Here is a 14,976-nt window from a genome sequence, read left to right as displayed (position 1 = left end):
CTAAAAAAGTAGTCTATTCTTTTATTGTTGCTCTCCTGTTTTCCTACGAATCAAGACCATTGATGTACACACAATGAAGATCATGCTTAACGTTACCCACAAAATCGTGTAATCCGTTTCCTGACTCATACCGCCCATTCCTGTTTTCGGCATATCTGCAGGCATTGCAGAAGCAAACTGATCAGGGAACTGATCGACAATCGCACCGGATAATGCCGTTCCTACACCAAACATGTGACTGTAGGCTTCGTGAATATTGTCATATGCTGTTTCATAATCCTCATCCACATAACTGTCGAATGCCATAAGTAATTGATCGACGTGCATCTTCAAGCCTTCTTCAAGATCTGCCGCTTTCAATCGACCTTCCGTTGCAGTGTCTAAAAATGCTGCTTGCGTCACACGATAAGCATCCAAATCCGCCATCGCTTTGTCTTGTCCCGCTTTATCCTCTTTCGCCGTTGCTTGTACATAATCTACGAAGTACCCAATATGGCTGCTCCAGATTTCATTGAACTGTTTTGCACCTTCTGCCCCGTATACTGATTCAACAGATTTCGTTAAATCTTCCGTATTCGTATTCAAAATAGCTGCAGCTGCGTCAAAGTCTTTCGCGCCGTCAATACCCTTTTGCATAGCCAGTATTGCTAAAGCTGCATGTGTAGAAAATTCATTGTTTAGTGATTCGCGTAAATCTGCAGCCTTCGTATCTACGGATTGATTATCAAATTTCTCAGGGAACTGGTCAGTGATAGCCCATGATAAGCCTTTTCCTGTTCCGAACATGTGATGCATAGATTCCTTTAGACTTTCATATGCCTTATCGTAATCTTCTGCTCCATAGTTATCGAATGCCCAGATCAACTGATCGACGTGCATTTTCAAGCCTTCTTCTAGATCTGACGCCTTTAGACGATTTTCCGTAGCGACAGCCAAGAAGTCTGCCTGAGTGACACGGTATCCGTCTAGATCTTTAAGCGCTTTCTTTCTGCCTTCTTCATCTTTCTCAGCTGTTGCCGTAACATAGTTGACGAAATAGCCTATATGGCTGCTCCAGATTTCTTTGAATTGCTCACCTGCTTTGTCGCCGTAAACAGAGCCTACCGCTTTCGACAATTCATCCGTATTTTCCCCAAGTTGTCCAGCCGCGGCTTCAAAGTCTGCCGCTCCGTCCAAACCTTTCTGCATCGTAACAACCGCCAAGTAGGCATGCTCCGAAAGAATGCTGTCGAGTGTTGCTCGTAAATCTACCGCTTTGTTCGATATGGCTTCTGATGCTTTCCCTCCGTGTTCATGTTCTGCCGCACTTGTCAGAATCGCACCTGTTGGAAATAGTAATGAAACACTCAATGGAATAGCCGCCCAAGATTTTTTGAATTGCATAATTAATCGCTCCCTTTTTCGTTTTTGTTATACAGCTAACGTAACAAAAATAAGAATGGATCACTTTTTTCGAATTTTTTTAAAAAAAATTTTAAAATATAGTACTTCTGCAATAAAAAAGGTCTGAATCCATCACATTGCGTGAGGATCCAGACTCTATTTAGATCGTTTATATTCCACCAGCCAAGATAATCTGACCTTCTGGTGCTGGAAGATTCGGTTCTTTTTCTATCGTGATGGCAACCGTGTCCCAAGTTCCGGAAAGATCTGCGAGTGGATGACTTACAGTTCCTGTACCCGTTTCATTAGGTTGGACGATTCCCGCGGGATACGGTTGGTCCCCTTCTATCACCCAGACCTGATAGAGTTCGTCTGCAGATAATGTCGGTAAATCAGTGGCGTCAAGTAGCAGTACTTCTTGATCGCCATCAGCTATCAACATGGCGACTGCAGATGCACTTGTACCCTCTTCGGGTGCTAGTATACTTTGGCCAATCAATTGGATCTCACTCTGTGCTATGTCAGGTTCCTTTTGCATTTCAGTAAATAGGAAAGCATTTGCAACAAGTGAGGCAAATAACCCTGCAGCTAGTATGGATGTCGCAACACCCAAAGGGCGACGACTTTTTTCCTTTACCGGTATCTGCATGACATTTTCGTTCTTACTTGATTCGTCAGGAAGCGAAGCAAATACCCGCGCTTTTAAATCTGTCGGTACTTCTACTGCCTCTGATTCATACGGTAAATCTTCTGTCAGCATTTCCCACTCCATTAACTCTTCTTGACAAGATGGGCATTCTATCAAATGATCTTCAAATTGTCTCATCTCGACATCAGTTAGGGTACGATTGAAATAGTCAATCAACATATGACATGATTTATTCATTCGAAACCCCTCCTTCCTGACCGATAATTCCTTTTAAATGTTTAAGTGCTAGCCGAATCCTGCCTTTGACTGTTCCGAGTGGTAACTTACAGTGTTCAGCGATTTTGCTTTGACTGAAGCCTTTGAAGTAGAATAATTCAATAATTTCCTGTTGCTCTGCACGTAACTCTGCTATTGCCGTTCGAATCAATTCACGCCGTTCATTCCACTCCGCTGTTACTTCTGTCGATACGGTTTCTTCCGTCAGCGAATCTTTGTCCAACATCGGTTCGTACGCATGACGTTTAGATTTACGAAGTTCGTCTATCGATTTATTTCTTGTCACGGTCAGTAGCCAAGATGAAAACTTCCCTTTATCCTCAGCATATTGATTCGTTCCATTCCACAACTTTAAAAAGACATCTTGCGTCACTTCTTCCGCTATCGTTCGATTATTGGTCAATCGATAAGAAAACGAAAATACCAATTTTTCATAACGGTCATATAACTGTTCAAATGAATGCCGATTGTGTGCGACTGTTTGATAATAGAGCTGTACGTCATCCGTTCCGATCATAAAATTCTCCTTTTTACAGGCTTTTTCTTTTTACTTTACCACAGACAACCGGATGGTATCGCTCACTGCTCTTGTAAAACATCTTTAATATAGAAAAAGAGAGCGCCCTCGTCGTTAGATACGAGAACGCCCCACTTATTATTCTTTTGGACCTTTAGGTGACCGATCCACTTTTTTACGCTTCTCCGTCATATCCAGTTCTTCCCCAAATTCGGTGTTGTAATTCACATTCCGAATTCGATCGAACTGCTTATGGGGCTCTACTTTCTCATCCACGTCATCAATGATCTCTTCATTCGATCTAACTAAAAGTCCAATCGCTGCCAATCCGCTCAGTCCGACAATGGCATAGACTATCTTCGCAAGAATCGTGTCTTGTCCACCAAATACGCTGGCAACCAAATCAAAGTTGAAAAAACCAATCAATCCCCAGTTTAGAGCACCAATAATGACTAACGTCAGTGCAATCCGCATAAATACGCTCATGTTGCACACCTCCTCCAACAATCTATAATCGAATCCTGTACATGTCTGTATAGATTCCTTATTATAGTTCACTGAAAGAGATTTTTCATACATTTTCATATGAATAATGTTCTATTTCCGTTGCTTAGACCTTACATTAATAGACCAATAAAAATGAAAGCAGGGATACAGTGCGGATAAATGGCGTGTTTTCAGGCGGCGGATTGAAAGGTTTTGCGCTAGTTGGAGCGGTCCAAGAGTTGGAAAAACAAGGTTATCGTTTTGAAAACGTAGCTGGTACAAGTGCAGGAGCTATTGTAGCGAGCTTTTTGGCGGCCGGCTATACAGCCGATGAAATCGAAGTTATGTTGGCTGAAGAAGATTTCCAAGCGCTGCTGGATCCGAGGAAGACTCTATTGCCATTTCCCTTTATGAAATGGGTCTCGCTTTATTGGAGAATGGGTTTGTATCAAGGTAAGGCGTTGGAGGATTGGTTTTTTGAAAAGCTTGCGCGTAAAGGTTGTTATGCGTTTGGTGATCTTCCGAAAGGCTCGTTAAAACTGGTCGCATCTGACTTAACCAATGGCAAGATGATGGTACTACCTGATGATTTACAGAAATACGGATATGATGCTAACCAATTTTCCATTGCAAAGGCATTGCGTATGAGTTGTGGTATCCCCTACTTTTTTGAACCTGTACGTCTCGATGCACCAAAAGGAACGATTGTCGTAGATGGTGGCGTATTGAGTAATTTCCCGATGTGGATTTTCGATGAAGATACATCGTCGCGTAAACGACCTGTTATCGGAATCAAATTAAGTCGCAATCAAGATGAAGTACCCGGCCGCACCATTCGAAATGCCATGCAATTATTCGAAGCGTTATTTTCAACCATGAAAAATGCGCACGATGAAAAATACATTTCAAAACAACATGTGCAAAACGTAGTCTTCATTCCTGTAGAAAACTATAGTGCGACACAATTTGATTTAAGTGAGGAACAAATGGATGACTTGCTGTTTATCGGACGTAGTCGTACCAAGGAATTCTTGCTAACTTGGTCACCAACGAAGCCTCAGTTAGTCAGCAACCAAAATGTAATATGATTGAAATATTTGATTTCAATGCAGTTTAAAACGCCATCTTAGGGGGTAAATTGACTTATAAGGAGGGTTGCAATCATGACCAACCAAAATGAAAGTTCTATTTTCATCCGAGAGCTCGAACTACTTAGTGACGAGTACCATTCTGCGCCCGCCGATATCAAAACGTATATCCTACAAGATATTCAGTTACTTGAATCTGCGATTTCTCTTTTACAAAGTGACGTCCAGTAATGGCTTATCATATAAGAGTAGACCTATCCTCTAGCTCATAAAAATAACTGTTGCAGTTCACTATCACGCTCTGCCCGTTCTTCTTCTGTTGCCAAGTCATATTTTTTCAACAAATGAAATACCACGTTCAATGTCTCTTGACTCAATGGTTTGCTTAAAAACAACTCACAATTTTTCACTAATTCTTCTGGCATGAAGGATTGCTGTTCTGCTAACTTTTCTATGACGTCTTGTTGCGTATGATCAATTGCACAATTGCTCATCTGGATTCACTCCCTTATTGACACTGTATCATAATTATCAAAAAGTTTAAAACGAAGACTTGTCGCTAATTTCGTTAGAGCTACGAGTCTTTTTGTTATTAATTTTTAAAGTGAAACATACTAGCAGTTGATATTTCATTCGATCTACCTGGAGATGAAAAGATCATGACAGCTATTAAAAAACGTAAGAAAGCTATTTCTCCTCCTGCTCTTATTGCTTTCTCTTTCCTATTCACTATAATAATTGGTACTCTACTATTAAAATTACCGATGGCTACATATAAACCAATTAGCTGGATAGATGCCCTTTTCACTGCCACTTCCGCTACAACTGTAACTGGACTAAGCGTCTTTGATATCACCGCTACACTAACCATTTTCGGAGAAGTCGTGTTGCTCATACTGATTCAAATAGGCGGAGTCGGATTAATGGCATTTGCAGTTGCCATACTCATTATTTTAGGCAGAAAAGTCGGCATGACCAACCGTATATTCATCCAGCAAACATTTAACTACCAATCCATTGGGGGAACGGTTCGCTTTGTAGGTGAAATCTTAACGTTCGTGTTCGTGATAGAAAGTATTGCCTTTATCGCTTTATGCACTGTATGGGTACCCGAGTTTGGCTGGAAACAAGGAATGTATTACAGTGTATTCCATGTAGTATCTGCTTTTAATAACGCAGGGTTTTCATTATTTCCTGACAATTTGAGTTCTTTCGCAGGTAATCCTATCATCACCATGATCCTGTCTGGGTTATTTATTATTGGAGGAATCGGCTTTATTGTTGTGAAGGACATCCTTCAAAAGAGATCGATTCAACAATGGACACTACACACGAAAATGATGATATTCGGTACGCTGACAGTGAACATTATTGCTACGCTCTTTTTATTTATCTTAGAGTTTCATAACGAAAAAACAATCGGTAGTTTCAGTTTTCTCGACAAGCTTTGGACTTCATACTTCCAAGCCGTGACCCCACGTACTGCTGGATTCAATATGGTCGTCATGGGAGATATGGAGGAGTCTTCTCTCTTACTAACACTTCTTCTCATGTTTATTGGTGGTGGTAGCGCATCTACAGCTTCCGGCATAAAGTTAACGACCTTTATGGTTATTTTACTGGCGACGATTTCTTACTTTAGAGGAATAAAAGAACCGCATATTTTCCAGCGTACTATCAAGTCGGAAATCATATTTCGTTCTATGGCTATAGGAGCGGTTAGCTCTGTCATTATCTTTGTCGCTTTATTTTTGCTGACTGTTACTGAAAAGATGCCATTCCTACCTTTATTATTTGAGACAGTCTCCGCTTTCGCAACTGTAGGACTTTCATTAGGAATTACAGGAGACATTAGCCCTGTCGGTGAAGTCATTCTTTGTTTCGTTATGTTTCTAGGCCGCATAGGACCGTTAACTTTATTTTTCCTGCTCATTCACACCAAAAAAGAATCCTATCATTATTCATATGATCAAGTGCAAACGGGTTAATTAACAGTTACTGCTGCTATTTAAAAAACTCCAGAGATTGACTCTGGAGTTTTTTTATTGTTGACGCAATTGTCATATCTGTATATACTGTGCATATACAGTATAAATGAAAAGGGGTGATGTATTGAATATTGTCATTTCCAATTCGGTGAATCAACCGATCTATCTGCAAATCAAGAATCAGTTGAAAGAGCAGATTTTATTAGGGACACTGCAAGAGAAAGAAGCACTCCCTTCCATACGCAAATTAGCGAAGGATCTACAGATCAGTGTCATCACAACGAAAAAAGCTTATGAAGAACTAGAACGGGATGGACTTATTGAGACTTTTCCAGGCAAAGGATCATTTGTTGCTGCGCAGAATCACGAGCTATTGAAAGAAGAACAGTTAAAGAAAATTGAAGAACAGCTGATGAATGTTATTGAGGACGGGCGAGCTTTTGACGTAAAGCTAGAAGAGATCATTCATATGCTGACATTACTATATGAGGAGTGAAGAGTAATGGAGAATATAGTGGAAGTACGAGATCTATCGAAACAGTTTGATGGCTTTGCACTGAAAAATCTCAACTTCGATATTAAAAAAGGGTTCATCACTGGATTCATCGGAGCTAATGGTGCTGGGAAAACAACAACGATTCGCTGTTTGATGGATTTAATTCGGGCTGACCAAGGAGAAATACGTCTGTTTGGCGAGGCGCATAAAAACCACACGGTAGAAATTAAGGAGCGCATCGGTTTCGTGTATGATGCAGATTTCTATTATGAAGACCTGACTATCGAGAAAAACAAACGGATTCTTGCCCCCTTCTATTCTAAATGGGACGATGAATTATTCCATTACTATCTAAGAAAGTTTCAGTTGAATACAGCACAACGCATAAAGCATTTATCGAAAGGTATGCGCATGAAATTTTCACTTGCAATGGCTCTTTCCCACCACCCGGATTTTATCGTTATGGATGAGCCAACAGCTGGTCTGGATCCAGTTGTTCGACGAGAATTGCTCGAAATGATGCAAGACCTCATACAAGATGAAGAAAAGGCGGTTTTCTTTTCGACGCACATCACGACTGATTTGGAGAAAATAGCAGATTTCATTGTCTTTATTCATCAGGGAGAGATAATCTTTCAAGGTGAGAAGGACGTATTCACCGAACGTTATGTATTAGTCAAAGGTACAACGGATCAGCGTACTCTGCTTGATGGACTCACTGTGATTGGTCTACGTACTACAGATGTCGGCTTTGAATGTTTGGTAGATACTACCGAGACTCCTTTAGACCACCTGTCAAAATTGTTTATTGAAAAGCCGACACTCGAAGACATTATGTATTACACCGGAAGGAGAGGGTTCGAATGAATGCTTTAATTCGAAAAGATGTATACACGCAAAAGATGAGTACTTACCTCATTACAGCACTGTGGTTCATCATCTTTACAAACTTTTTCACAGAAGGTCAACCTGTACGTCATGTTTTACTTCTAATCTTCGCCGCTTATTACATGGCCATTTCAACGAGTAACAAGGCATTTGAGAAAGAGTCGGTCTTAATAAACAGCCTACCGGTTACAAGAAAACAATTTGTACTGGCAAAATACACGTCTGGTTTCATCTGGTTCTGTCTGTCAGCGGCTGCTATCTTAGTTTATATCTTCTTGTTCGATACATTTGCTCCATTTCCAACTAGGATGATGACCATCCCAGAATTACTCATCGCGCTTGGATGCTTTTACCTCATCATTTCCCTCTTTTATCCGCTGCAATTCAAGGCGGGCTATATACTGGCGACTTCTTTAACCATTGCCTTGCCATTTCTAAGCTTGATGGCGTTTAGAATTATATTAAATATTATGGAAAACCCGAGAATGGTGGCAGAACAAACATTCTTTCTGCAAACTGCGGATCTTATTACCACGAATCAATGGACAATTGCACTCTCCGTTCTACTAATCAGCGCCTTACTGACATGGTTATCCATTCTGTTATCGATACGAATTGTGCATAAAACAGATTTTGATCATGCATAATTTTTTACACGAACTAACTTTTTCAAATAAAATTCGTTACTTATTATAGAAAGAATGTTAGTAAATAATGAAAAGAGAGGATGTATGAATATTAAACCTATAGTCGAGTTACAAAATCTGACGAAAGTCATCGGTAACAAGAAAATTATTGATGATCTAAGTTTATCATTATACCCCGGGCAAATTACTGGATTCCTCGGACCTAACGGGGCGGGTAAAACTACGACCATTCGTATGATGGTCGGCTTGATGAAGCGAACAAGCGGTGAGATTCTAATTGATGGGAGACCACTTTCGGAAAACTTTGAAGAGGGTCTTTCAAAAGTCGGTGTCATTGTTGAAAATCCTGAAATGTATAAGTTCTTGTCAGGCTATAAAAATCTGTTGCATTTCGCACGTATGCAGAAAAATATTAGTAAAGAACGAATCAATGAAGTCGTTAGACAAGTAGGATTAGAACAGCGTATCCATGAAAAGGTCTCCACTTACTCGCTAGGTATGCGACAACGTCTTGGCTTGGCCCAAGCTTTATTGCATCGTCCAAAATTCCTCATCTTAGATGAACCGACAAACGGACTGGATCCTGCAGGTATTCGAGAGTTTCGGCAGCATTTACGGGCTATAGCTGAAACGGAAGGTGTTTCTGTCTTCGTTTCGAGCCATATGCTCTCGGAAATCGAATTAATGTGCGACCGAATTGCTGTCATTCAAAATGGTCGGCTCGTTGATATACGGGATATGTCAGAAACGGCGCAACCTCATTACTATTTCGAACTGTCACCTGCTGAAAAAGCACACGACCTGTTGTTGTCCGGAGGTTTCGCACCAGAATTATTACCGGTTGGATTGGTACTGCAGGTCGAAAAAGTTCAGATTCCATCCATTATAAAGCTACTGACAGCCAATGAAATCGAAGTGTTCGCTGTGCAACCGCACCGTAAAACATTAGAGGATCAGTTCCTAGAAATGACGGGAGGCGGACAGATTGCTGAATCTTATACAAAATGAATGGATGAAACTATGGTCTAAAAAAGGTACGTGGATTATGACGATTTTGCTAATCGCAGCCGTCATTGGTGTTATGGGAATAACCAAATGGGTAAACAACCAGAACACTACACTGCCGAGCGATTGGAAGTCTAATGCACAAGAACAAATGAACTATATAAATGAAACTACTCAGTCGGATTTACCAGAGATGGAACGCAAGCAAAACGAAGAAACACTTAAGATTTTGGAATACCGTTTAGCAAATGATATCCCGCCCCTTGCCGTAGACGGTAGAGAATCCTTAATTATTAATCCTGTAGGGGTTGGTAGTCTTGTCGTACTTCTTACAGTTATTGTTGCAGCGGGTATCGTAGCTTCCGAATTCTCTCAGGGCACAATTAAAATGTTGTTAACACGACCAGTAAGTCGTTGGAAGATCATGACGTCAAAATACATCACAGTTCTTTTGTTTGGCGTCTTCCTAATGTTTATTGGATTTGCGGTAACTATTTTGAGTGCGTACATCCTGTTCCCTTCAGGAGTAGGTCAGGAACTGAAATGGGACGGCAATGCGATTGTGCCCGTCTCCGTATGGGGACACGGTTTGTATATGCTTGTTCTATCTTTCGCTAACGTTATCATCACCGCTACATTTGCATTCATGATTGGTAGCGTCTTCCGCTCAAACGGCATGGCGATCGGCCTTTCATTGTTCATATTCTTTACAGGTAACACCATTGTTCTATTGCTTTCACAGTATGAAATTGTAAAGTATCTTGTATTCACACATATGAATCTGACAATGTATGAAACAAATTCCGTATTCGTGGATGGTATCACTATGCCATTCTCGCTTGTAATATTGGCGGCATATTTAGTCTTTTTCTTAGTAATTAGTTACACTGTGTTTACGAAACGGGATATTACTGCATAATATTTTCGTTTTGGATTTTGAACTTACTCCATACAAAAAAGACGTCCCATTGAAGTGTATTCACTTTCAATGGGACGTCTCTTTTTATGTTCCACAATATGTTTGAAAAGTAGTTCCGTCTTCAGGCGGATTCACGTATTCTTGTTGTTCAGTCGTATATGCATAAGGGTTTTCTAGAACTGTAAGTAACTTCATAAACGGCTGCATATCTCCAGCTTCAGCTGCCTGTAACGCCTCTTCCACCCGGTGGTTTCTCGGAATGACCGATGGATTATTCCGCTTCATCAACGATTTTACTGTTTGCGTATCTTCCGATTGACGTTGTAGTCTATCAAACCAACGCTCTTTCCACTCAATAAAGTCGGGCTCATCGAACCACTCTTCTTGCTGTCCAAGTGTCAATGAACGGAAAGTATTTGTATAGTCAGCCTGATGACCTTTCATGACAGTCAGCAAGTCATTTACCAGTGTTTCATCGGCCGCTTCTTCATTGAACAAACCTAATTTGGATCTCATACCTGCCATCCATTCCGCACCGTAAATCCTGGCAAAGTTGGAAAGCTTGTTCTCCGCCAGTTTCACGGCTTCCGCTTGTTCTTCGTGAAGCAACGGCAAAAGTGTCTCGGCAAAACGTGTCAGATTCCATTCCGCTATACCTGGTTGATTGCGGTAAGAATAGCGTCCTTGCACGTCAATTGAGCTAAAGACGGTTTGCGGGTCATAGCTGTCCATAAATGCACACGGTCCATAGTCAATGGTCTCGCCGCTAATTGTCATATTGTCCGTATTCATCACCCCATGAATGAATCCGGTAAGCTGCCAGTTTGCGATCAAAGATGCCTGACGCTGTATGACTTGTTCAAGTAACGCTACATAAGGATGAGACTCCGATTTCGCCTCAGGGAAATGACGTTTAATTGTGTAATCTGCAAGCGCACGTAAATCTTCGACAACTTGTCTAGCCGCCGCATATTGGAATGTTCCGACACGTAAATGACTCGAAGCAATCCTTGTCAACACGGCTCCTGTCAAAGCTGTTTCACGTAAAACAGGCTCTCCTGTTACCGTAACGGCTAAACTACGTGTTGTCGGGATATTCAGTCCATGCATCGCTTCGCTAATCAAATACTCACGTAACATGGGCCCAAGAGCCGCACGTCCGTCTCCACCGCGCGAATAGGGTGTCCTTCCTGATCCCTTCAATTGAATATCCACTCTTTGCCCTTCTGGTGTTAGATGCTCTCCCAACAGCATGGCACGTCCATCACCTAGCATGGTGAAATTACCGAATTGATGGCCCGCATAGGCTTGAGCAATAGGGTCAATTCCTTCAAGTTTTTCGTTTCCGGCAAAAACTGCAATTGCTTCTTCAGAATGTAATTGTTTTTTATCAAGACCGAGCGATACTGCTAGTTCATCATTAGTCACAACCAGTTGGGGTGAGCTGACGGTGTTTGGTTCCACTACGGTGTAAAATGTTTCGGGTAGTTCACGGTAACTGCATTCAACTTTCCAACCAATGTTTTGATTATGTTTCATATGTTTTTCTTCCTTTCCATATGATGCCCTAGTAAAAATTACTTATATATCGATCCTTGTTTCCTTAACTCACTATTCTATCTCCAGATGCATGTATTGTATCATTTCGGTTAGCGGCCAGCCAAAGCATTCGAATTACTGAAGTCTCTTCAAGCATCGATCAGCACACCTATATTGGGCTCATGAACCAACACCAGTATTAGCATAAAAAAGCTATCCGAGACATCATTTGATGTCCAGGATAGCTTTTTTCAATATACTTTTGCGAGTGAAAATCCTCTACCAAGAATTTCCGAAGCATTTAGGAAGACGACAAATGCCTGAGGTTCTTCCTCTCTCAGGATCTTCTTCAAATAAATTGCTTCCGCTTGCTCTACTACACATAAGATCATCGTCTTCTCTTGATTGGAAAAGCCACCTACCGAACGTACTTTAGTCAATCCACGGTCGATTTCTTCTTTAATAATCGTCTGTATACGCTCTTCATTATCCGTAATGATCAATACTAATTTAGATTGTGATGTTTGTAATTGCACAAAGTCAATGACTTTACTCGTCACAAATATTGCCATCATCGCAAATAATGCCAATTCCAAATTAAATACGATAGCAGAAGCAATCACAACTAGTCCATCTACGAGTAATTGCGCATAACCACTAGACAAACCTGTATATTTCTTAACGATTTGCGCTACCGTCGCAAGTCCCCCAGTCGATCCATTTCCTCGATAGACTATCCCGAGCCCTACACCTAACATAATCCCCCCATATATGGCAGACAATAAAGGATTATCAATTGTGGATGGGATATCAGCAGTCACCCAAATGGTTAGCGGCACAAAAAATGTTCCAACTAATGTTTTCAGACTAAAATCCTTGCCAAGAAGAAATAAGCCTATAAAAAATATCGGGATATTAATAAGCCACTGCACAAAGGCAGGTTCAAATCCATACATCTCGTATAAAATAGTACTCACGCCAGATACGCCTCCAGCTGCGAGTCTTGCCGGTAAGAAAAATATATTAAAAGCTAAACCGACTAAGATGGATCCAATCACAATCCACACGTATTCTATCAGCAGCTTTTTCCTTGGTGAACGGGTCTTCATTCATAAAACCTCCCTATCTTGATGCGCTAAAAGCACTTTTGCTATTTTACATCATATGTTGAGCTATGAATAGCCTATCATTAGTTTATAGGCATAAGTGGTCTTCCTCTTGCATCTACTAGTTTTGATAGTAAATTCACTTGGAAGGAAGCGATGTATTGAAATTAACACCGTTTATTGATCCACTACCTATTCCTCAATATCTTACTCCACTCGAGAAGCATAAGTGCTTCTCGTACTATGAAATTGGCATGAAAGAGTTCTTTCACGAGTTTCATTCAGAGTTGGCGCCTACAAAGATTTGGGGATATGAGGGGCAATTCCCTGGTCCACTAGTGAATGTCAACAGTGGTGAGTGCGCACATATCAAGTGGAAGAATGAACTCCCCGAGCAACATTTCCTACCAATCGATAGAACACTGCACGGTTCAAGCGAACATATGCCAGATGTTCGTACAGTTGTGCATTTACACGGAGCGGAAGTTGAGCCTGAAAGCGATGGTCATCCTGAAGCTTGGTTTACAAATAACTATCGTACCGTCGGCGCGGTATTTGACTCGCCTGTTTATAAATATAATAATAATCAACGTGCAGCTACACTTTGGTACCACGATCACGCGGTAGGCATTACCCGTTTAAATGTCTATGCGGGTCTCGTTGGCATGTATATTATTCGCGATGAAGAAGAACGCAAACTGAATCTTCCTTCCGGAGCGTATGAAATGCCATTAATTATCGCTGATCGCGGCTTTAACGAAGATGGCTCCCTATTTTATTCAGATACACCGGCTTTCATACCGGGACCACTACAACCGGGATTAACATTCCCTCATCCTTCCGTCACACCTGGCGAAGCGTTTGAAAACATCACAGTCAACGGTAAGGTCTGGCCATATTTAGAAGTAGAGCCAAGAAAATACCGATTCCGCATATTGAACGCATCCAATGAACGCTTTTACAAAATGAATTTATCTAACGGACAGAAGATCATACAAATCGGTTCAGATGGCGGACTATTGGAAACACCTGCCTATATGGATGAGTTAACGATTGCACCCGCTGAACGTATGGACGTAATTATCGATTTCTCCAAACAGGCACCCGGTGATACGATCGTCTTAGAAAATACTGCAGCGACACCGTTTGATTTCGCACCGCCAGTAGGTGCTCTGCCTGACCCAGAAACCGATGGACAAATTATGCAGTTCAGAGTGGTTGAATTAGCGGCGCCAGATACGAGCAATCTCCCGGCTATACTCAGCCACATACCCAAACTTCGCGAATGCGACGCTGCTCGAACACGTGATATTACACTGGATGCAGACATCGATGAATATGGTCGTTTAAAGTTCCTGTTTAATAATAAAGGTTTCATGGAACGAATCGATTTCAAGCCTAAACTGAATGATACAGAGATCTGGCGCATCATTAACACGGCCGGCGCAACGCATCCTATACACATCCATTTGATCCAATTCCAGATCCTCGACCGCATCCCATTTGACGCCCAAGGTTTCACAGCGAATGGTTTACTCAACTTCACTGGACCTCCAGAACAACCTGACATAAATGAACGTGGTTGGAAAGACGTCGTGCAGTCTCCACCTGGGTTTGTGACACGGGTCATTATGCGCTTTGCTCCATTCACCGGTCGCTACATGCTTCATTGTCATATTTTAGAGCACGAAGATCATGATATGATGCGACAATTCGAAGTAGTGGAGCGCAAATGTGACTGCAAAACCAACTGCACATGCAAAGAACATAAAACAAAACGTAAATGTGAGTGCAAGAAGAAGTGTACATGTCAAGGTAAGTGTACATGTAAAAAAACTTGTACTTGTAAGAAAAAGAAATCGAATCACCCATCGAAAAAAGAACACCATCATAAAAAATGTCCAACATGCCCTCCTTGTTCCGAGACATATCGATGCGAATGTGAATGATGAAAAAGAACCCCGTGAGAGATGTGATCTCACGGGGTTT

The 14,976-nt window shown here is 41.3% G+C and carries 16 protein-coding genes; 9 read left to right on the top strand and 7 right to left on the bottom strand.

Annotation, left to right across the window (positions count from 1 at the left end; genetic code table 11):
- Positions 1–21 precede the first annotated feature (21 nt).
- From CSV68_RS08220 to CSV68_RS08205, 4 genes are all read right to left on the bottom strand, one after another.
- The gene (locus tag CSV68_RS08220; RefSeq protein WP_099633680.1) at positions 22–1,383 is read right to left on the bottom strand and encodes a copper amine oxidase; all 1,362 of its coding nucleotides are present in this window, start codon (positions 1,381–1,383) and stop codon (positions 22–24) included.
- Positions 1,384–1,552: 169 nt separating this feature from the next.
- Entirely contained in the window at positions 1,553–2,269 is a 717-nt protein-coding gene (locus CSV68_RS08215; protein ID WP_099633681.1) for an anti-sigma factor, read from the bottom strand.
- Positions 2,262–2,825, bottom strand: a complete 564-nt coding sequence (locus CSV68_RS08210; RefSeq protein WP_099633682.1) for an RNA polymerase sigma factor — start codon at positions 2,823–2,825, stop codon at positions 2,262–2,264. Before CSV68_RS08210 ends, CSV68_RS08215 begins: the two co-directional genes overlap by 8 nt.
- 138 nt (positions 2,826–2,963) lie before the next feature.
- Positions 2,964–3,311, bottom strand: coding sequence for a DUF378 domain-containing protein (locus CSV68_RS08205; protein WP_099633683.1), 348 nt, complete (start codon positions 3,309–3,311; stop codon positions 2,964–2,966).
- Between the two features lie 170 nt (positions 3,312–3,481).
- Here CSV68_RS08205 and CSV68_RS08200 point away from each other — a divergent pair, with 170 nt between their 5' ends.
- A complete protein-coding gene (locus tag CSV68_RS08200) occupies positions 3,482–4,399 on the top strand; it encodes a patatin-like phospholipase family protein (RefSeq protein ID WP_099633684.1) in 918 nt (305 codons plus the stop codon).
- Between the two features lie 75 nt (positions 4,400–4,474).
- A complete protein-coding gene (locus tag CSV68_RS17150) occupies positions 4,475–4,630 on the top strand; it encodes a hypothetical protein (protein WP_158233005.1) in 156 nt (51 codons plus the stop codon).
- 35 nt (positions 4,631–4,665) lie between these two features.
- Here CSV68_RS17150 and CSV68_RS08195 read toward each other — a convergent pair whose 3' ends face one another.
- Positions 4,666–4,893 carry a group-specific protein gene (locus CSV68_RS08195; protein ID WP_099661885.1) on the bottom strand — a complete coding sequence of 76 codons (228 nt, stop codon included), beginning with the start codon at positions 4,891–4,893 and terminating at the stop codon, positions 4,666–4,668.
- A gap of 165 nt (positions 4,894–5,058) precedes the next feature.
- Between CSV68_RS08195 and CSV68_RS08190 the strand changes: the two genes are divergently transcribed.
- From CSV68_RS08190 to CSV68_RS08165, 6 genes are all read left to right on the top strand, one after another.
- Positions 5,059–6,387 (top strand): TrkH family potassium uptake protein, encoded by a 1,329-nt coding sequence (locus CSV68_RS08190; protein WP_099661884.1) that lies wholly within the window; start codon positions 5,059–5,061, stop codon positions 6,385–6,387.
- Positions 6,388–6,511: 124 nt separating this feature from the next.
- Positions 6,512–6,883, top strand: a complete 372-nt coding sequence (locus CSV68_RS08185; RefSeq protein ID WP_099633686.1) for a GntR family transcriptional regulator — start codon at positions 6,512–6,514, stop codon at positions 6,881–6,883.
- A gap of 6 nt (positions 6,884–6,889) precedes the next feature.
- Complete coding sequence (locus CSV68_RS08180; RefSeq protein ID WP_099661883.1) at positions 6,890–7,750, top strand: ABC transporter ATP-binding protein; 861 nt, start codon at positions 6,890–6,892, stop codon at positions 7,748–7,750.
- Complete coding sequence (locus tag CSV68_RS08175; RefSeq protein ID WP_099661882.1) at positions 7,747–8,418, top strand: ABC-2 transporter permease; 672 nt, start codon at positions 7,747–7,749, stop codon at positions 8,416–8,418. The genes CSV68_RS08180 and CSV68_RS08175 overlap by 4 nt, the downstream gene beginning before the upstream one ends.
- A gap of 84 nt (positions 8,419–8,502) precedes the next feature.
- The gene (locus tag CSV68_RS08170; protein WP_099661881.1) at positions 8,503–9,426 is read left to right on the top strand and encodes an ABC transporter ATP-binding protein; all 924 of its coding nucleotides are present in this window, start codon (positions 8,503–8,505) and stop codon (positions 9,424–9,426) included.
- Positions 9,404–10,342, top strand: coding sequence for an ABC transporter permease (locus CSV68_RS08165; RefSeq protein ID WP_099633690.1), 939 nt, complete (start codon positions 9,404–9,406; stop codon positions 10,340–10,342). The genes CSV68_RS08170 and CSV68_RS08165 overlap by 23 nt, the downstream gene beginning before the upstream one ends.
- Positions 10,343–10,426: 84 nt before the next feature.
- Here CSV68_RS08165 and CSV68_RS08160 read toward each other — a convergent pair whose 3' ends face one another.
- Positions 10,427–11,881: a protein adenylyltransferase SelO gene (locus CSV68_RS08160; RefSeq protein WP_099633691.1), complete on the bottom strand. Its 1,455-nt coding sequence runs from the start codon at positions 11,879–11,881 to the stop codon at positions 10,427–10,429.
- Between the two features lie 251 nt (positions 11,882–12,132).
- Positions 12,133–12,990: a YitT family protein gene (locus CSV68_RS08155; RefSeq protein ID WP_099633692.1), complete on the bottom strand. Its 858-nt coding sequence runs from the start codon at positions 12,988–12,990 to the stop codon at positions 12,133–12,135.
- Positions 12,991–13,148: 158 nt separating this feature from the next.
- On the opposite strand from CSV68_RS08155, the gene CSV68_RS08150 reads away from it, so the two are divergent.
- Complete coding sequence (locus CSV68_RS08150; protein WP_099661880.1) at positions 13,149–14,936, top strand: multicopper oxidase family protein; 1,788 nt, start codon at positions 13,149–13,151, stop codon at positions 14,934–14,936.
- The last annotated feature ends 40 nt before the right edge of the window (positions 14,937–14,976 follow it).

Origin of the sequence: Sporosarcina sp. P29 (genome assembly GCF_002743265.1) — a bacterium.
GTDB lineage: Bacteria > Bacillota > Bacilli > Bacillales_A > Planococcaceae > Sporosarcina.
This window is presented reverse-complemented; position numbering and strand designations above follow the sequence as displayed.

Coding starts and splice junctions, on each gene's coding strand:
- CSV68_RS08205 (WP_099633683.1), bottom strand. CDS start 3,311: ATGAGCGTATTTATGCGGATTGCACTGACGTTAGTCATTATTGGTGCT.
- CSV68_RS08190 (WP_099661884.1), top strand. CDS start 5,059: ATGACAGCTATTAAAAAACGTAAGAAAGCTATTTCTCCTCCTGCTCTT.
- CSV68_RS08220 (WP_099633680.1), bottom strand. CDS start 1,383: ATGCAATTCAAAAAATCTTGGGCGGCTATTCCATTGAGTGTTTCATTA.
- CSV68_RS08175 (WP_099661882.1), top strand. CDS start 7,747: ATGAATGCTTTAATTCGAAAAGATGTATACACGCAAAAGATGAGTACT.
- CSV68_RS08195 (WP_099661885.1), bottom strand. CDS start 4,893: ATGAGCAATTGTGCAATTGATCATACGCAACAAGACGTCATAGAAAAG.
- CSV68_RS17150 (WP_158233005.1), top strand. CDS start 4,475: ATGACCAACCAAAATGAAAGTTCTATTTTCATCCGAGAGCTCGAACTA.
- CSV68_RS08215 (WP_099633681.1), bottom strand. CDS start 2,269: ATGAATAAATCATGTCATATGTTGATTGACTATTTCAATCGTACCCTA.
- CSV68_RS08155 (WP_099633692.1), bottom strand. CDS start 12,990: ATGAAGACCCGTTCACCAAGGAAAAAGCTGCTGATAGAATACGTGTGG.
- CSV68_RS08180 (WP_099661883.1), top strand. CDS start 6,890: ATGGAGAATATAGTGGAAGTACGAGATCTATCGAAACAGTTTGATGGC.
- CSV68_RS08210 (WP_099633682.1), bottom strand. CDS start 2,825: ATGATCGGAACGGATGACGTACAGCTCTATTATCAAACAGTCGCACAC.
- CSV68_RS08170 (WP_099661881.1), top strand. CDS start 8,503: ATGAATATTAAACCTATAGTCGAGTTACAAAATCTGACGAAAGTCATC.
- CSV68_RS08160 (WP_099633691.1), bottom strand. CDS start 11,881: ATGAAACATAATCAAAACATTGGTTGGAAAGTTGAATGCAGTTACCGT.